This window comes from Vibrio sp. 10N.222.46.A1 (assembly GCF_041473595.1).
In the GTDB taxonomy this organism is placed as follows: domain Bacteria; phylum Pseudomonadota; class Gammaproteobacteria; order Enterobacterales; family Vibrionaceae; genus Vibrio; species Vibrio tasmaniensis_A.
In genome coordinates, this window is sequence record NZ_JBFRSN010001102.1 from 1 (window position 1) to 3,990 (window position 3,990).

Consider the following 3,990-nt stretch of genomic DNA (forward strand, 5'->3'; position numbering starts at 1 on the left):
TATTGTACTTGTGAGTCATGCAAGCCTGTTGTTACCAACATGTTCGGGTAGCTTTGAGCCTTCACATTGTCATATGGTGAGTAACCTAGCATGTAATCGTAATAGGTTTTATCGTTCGGGTTGCCCCATTCGTCATACTCGTTGGTGGTAAGAGGAATCGATTCGTCAAGCATGGTTGTGACAACGTCCACAAACGGAACATGTGCTCCGATGCCACAGTACAGTTCTGGTGCTTGGTTGATGATTGCGCCCATCAATAGACCGCCAGCAGAACCACCAACGGCGAACACTTTATCTTGTGCGCCGTAGCCTTCTTCAACTAGCCCTTTGGTTACATCGATAAAGTCGTTGAACGTGTTTTGCTTGGTTAGCTTTTTGCCGTCCTCATACCAAGGGCGCCCGAGCATCTCTGAACCGCGGATGTGAGCGATCGCAAAAACAAAACCTCTATCCAGTAGGCTTAGGCGAGTTGAGCTGAAGGTAGGTTCGATCGTAGATCCGTAAGAGCCATAGCCGTATTGGTAGATTGGGTTAGTGCCGTCTTTCTTGAATAAATCTTTGCGATAAACCAGAGAGACAGGTACTTGCTTACCATCGCGAGCCGTTACCATAATTCGCTCTGATTGGTAGTTATCCGCTTCGAAATCACCCAATACAGGTGTTTGTTTCATGACTTCGGATTCTCCTGAACTTAGGTCGAAATCATAGTAAGTACCTGGTGTGGTTAAGCTGCTGTAATAGACGCGAACTTTTGAGTTATCTAATTCATAGTTACTTGTTAGGTAAGCAGCAAAAGCAGTGTCGTTAAATTCAAGTGGGAACTCTTTCCCTGTTGAGAGTTGACGAACTTTCACTGTAGACAAGCCATTCGCACGTTGCTCGTAAACCAGATGGTCATCAAACAGCTCGAAGTCAACAAGCTGAGTATTCTCGTCAGCAGGAATGACATCGACCCATTTAGAGCGGTCATGCATCTCTTCAGCAGTGACTTTCATTAAACGGAAGTTGACCGCTTGGTAGTTGGTGTAGATGTAGTAACAATCACCTAGCTTAGCGATGCTGTACTCGATACCCGTTTCTCGTGGGTAGAAAGCTTCAGCTTTAGCGTTTGGGTTGTTGGCATCTATGACTGAAACACCGCTGGTTTCTGTACTCGAGTGCCAAATGTAGACCTGTTCACCATCTTTGCTTTTACTTAAAGAGGTGTAATAAGCGCTATCGGCTTCTTCGTAGATTAGCTCATCGCTTGTTTGAGGTGTGCCTAACACATGGCGGTAAACTTGATAACCAAGTAATGTTTGTGGATCTTTTTTGATGTAGTAAAAGGCTTGGTTGTCGTTTTGCCATGCAATAGCGCTCGAAGCTCCTTCAATTTCATCTGTTAGGTATTCACCTGTCGTGAGGTCTTTAATCTTGATGGTGTAAATACGGCGGCTCAGCGTGTCTTCGCCATAGGCCAACAAGTTTTCGCTTGGGCTGATCGTTAAGCCACCAATACTGAAAAATTCATGGTCTTTTGCTAGTTCGTTAACATCTAAGATGACTTGCTTGTCTGTACCTAAAAAGTCATTTTCACGCAAGTGAACTGGGTATTCGTTGTCACCTGTGACTTCATTCGAGTAGTAGTAGCTGCCTTTGCGAACTGGAACCGAATGGTCGTCTTTTGCGATTCGGCCTTTGATCTCTTCAAATAACTGTTCTTGTGATGCTTCAGTGTGTTTCAGCACGGCCTCTGCGTACTGGTTTTCTTGCTCAAGATGCTGCAAGATCTCTGGGTCTTGGCGCTCATCATCACGCATCCAGTAATAACCATCGATTCGGGTATCACTATGAATCGTCATTGCATGAGGGACTTTCTTAGCTACGGGAGCTTGGGTTTGATGTGCGATGAGTTGCGATGGAGAGTTGTGGTCCATGGTTGTTATTCCTTGATTGCTGCATCCGGCGACAAGTGCGGCCGATACGGCTAATGTGGTTAAAGCGAAACGCATCTGTATATCCTATTGTGTACCTTACTCGTTTTAATGCCAGCATCCTTTAGTGGTTAGTTTTCTTCCAGTGATGTTATTTATAATGGGATTCTGGATTGGTACTTTCAGCGTAAGTGTCTGTTATTGTTTTCAATAAATCAAAGTAATGTTTAATGGAATCGATGGTAGATGTGAGCTGGGGGAAACGTGCAATGAAAAAGGGACACACTTTTCAGTCTGTCCCTCTTCGTTGTTTGAGCTGAGGTAGAGTTTACTTTAGATAGCCAATGGCATTTCGTTTGAATGGTCAGGTTTACGATTAACCCAACGTAAACCAAGCATGGCGATGAATGACATTGCAATCATCAAGCAACCGAGCGGAAGTTGGTCTTGAGCTGGGAAGAACGAGGCCAGTAGTGTTGCGATGCCAGCACCTAGATTTTGCATACCACCCAAAATTGCACCTCCAGTACCTGCGTGGTACGGGAATGGCGAAAGCGCCCCTGTTGTTGCCGCCGGGAATAAGATACCAGCGCCCAAAAAGTAAATCGTAGCACCACCGATCAAAGTTAATGCTGTTGTTTGACTAAATAGACCTGGTATCAACACCACGGTAGACCCTACCAAGATAGCAACTAGTCCAACATTCAGAGCGCGGCGCTCACTGCTACGTTGTGCGATGTAACTGGATAGGCCAGCACCGACTAAGTAACCTGGAATGGGTAATACAAACAACAAGCTTACTGTGGTTGCTGGCAAGCCAAGTACTCCGCCAAGTAATACACCTGCCGCAGCTTCAAATACCGCTACACCTGCAAATGTTGCGACCAATACCAATAAGAAACCTTGGAAACGTTTGTCAGATAGAACGAACTTGTAGCTGTTGGCAACCGATTCATGTTTGCGTCGTTCTTTTGGCAGAGTTTCCATCATGCTCGTCATCATGGTGATCACCACTGCGATACCAAACAGCGCCAGGAACAAGTAGCTAGAACGCCAACCGAAAGCTTCTGTTAAGTACCCACCTAATACAGGAGCCATCAATGGTGAGAAAATCACACACATGCTAATTAAGCTGTTTGCGCGGTGCAGTTCTGCGCCTTCAAAACAGTCGCGAGTCAATGTACGAGACATCGCACCACCACAACCGATGCCCAAACCTTGTATAAAGCTACCTGCTAAGAACCATTCATATTCGTGAGCAAACAATGCCACCAAAGTACCGATGATGTAGATGATCAAACCGACAACGATGATTGGTTTGCGACCTAGGCGATCAGAAAGTGGACCGTATGCAAATTGCGACAGACCATAAGGGATCAGGTAGCACGCCATCACAGCTTGAAGCGAAGATGCTGAAACCAAGAACTCACCCGCCATATGACCGATAGAAGGCACGTACATCGTTTGAGTCATTTGACCCACGGCAGTCAGAATAGCGATTAAAAAGGTAAGTTTCGCTAATGGAAACGTGGCGGACATTTGCGTATCTCTCCAAAAATTAGGACGTAAAAAGCCTTGGCGTTCCATTAAGGAGAGCCAAATAAGTAAAGTAACCTGGGAATCTAGGCGCGAGATATTAGAGATTGAGCGTCTACTTAGCAACCAAAAAGTGTGAAGTTGATCAAGATAAAAATCTATAGCTTGGATTATAAAAACTAATCCGATTTTATTGGGGTTATAAAATAATAAGGAGTCATTGGCTTCCTTAAAATGTTGCATTACTCTGAATCAATTTGCGTTATTCATGACCGGAAGCGTAGGCACAAAGAAGCCTAAGTCTGACAAGCTGAAAGCTCTTGAAATCAAAGCAATAACAGACAAAGTACACGATTTATTAACATTTCTATAAACTTTCGTTTTATATGCACGTAATTTGTGCTGTAATTATCCGCTAAGCTATTCGTCTAACTCATTCACATTGTGCATAGCAGTTTGTTACTAATGTGATGGTTACGGTTATGGAAGTCTTTTGGCTTAAATAAGGATATTAAATGCGCTCTCTATCAGTACAGTGGAA

2 protein-coding genes are annotated in these 3,990 nt (G+C 44.3%); both read right to left on the minus strand.

Annotated elements, in window-relative coordinates; translation table 11 throughout:
- The coding region (locus AB4496_RS24215) for a S9 family peptidase (RefSeq protein ID WP_372132324.1) at nucleotides 1-1,916 on the minus strand (1,916 nt) is incomplete at its 3' end.
- A gap of 330 nt (nucleotides 1,917-2,246) precedes the next feature.
- Entirely contained in the window at nucleotides 2,247-3,452 is a 1,206-nt protein-coding gene (gene emrD / locus AB4496_RS24220) for a multidrug efflux MFS transporter EmrD (protein WP_009846325.1), read from the minus strand.
- Nucleotides 3,453-3,990: the final 538 nt, after the last annotated feature.

What these genes read in the sequence shown, in the direction of transcription:
- emrD (WP_009846325.1), bottom strand. Translation starts at nt 3,452, where the DNA reads ATGTCCGCCACGTTTCCATTAGCGAAACTTACCTTTTTAATCGCTATT.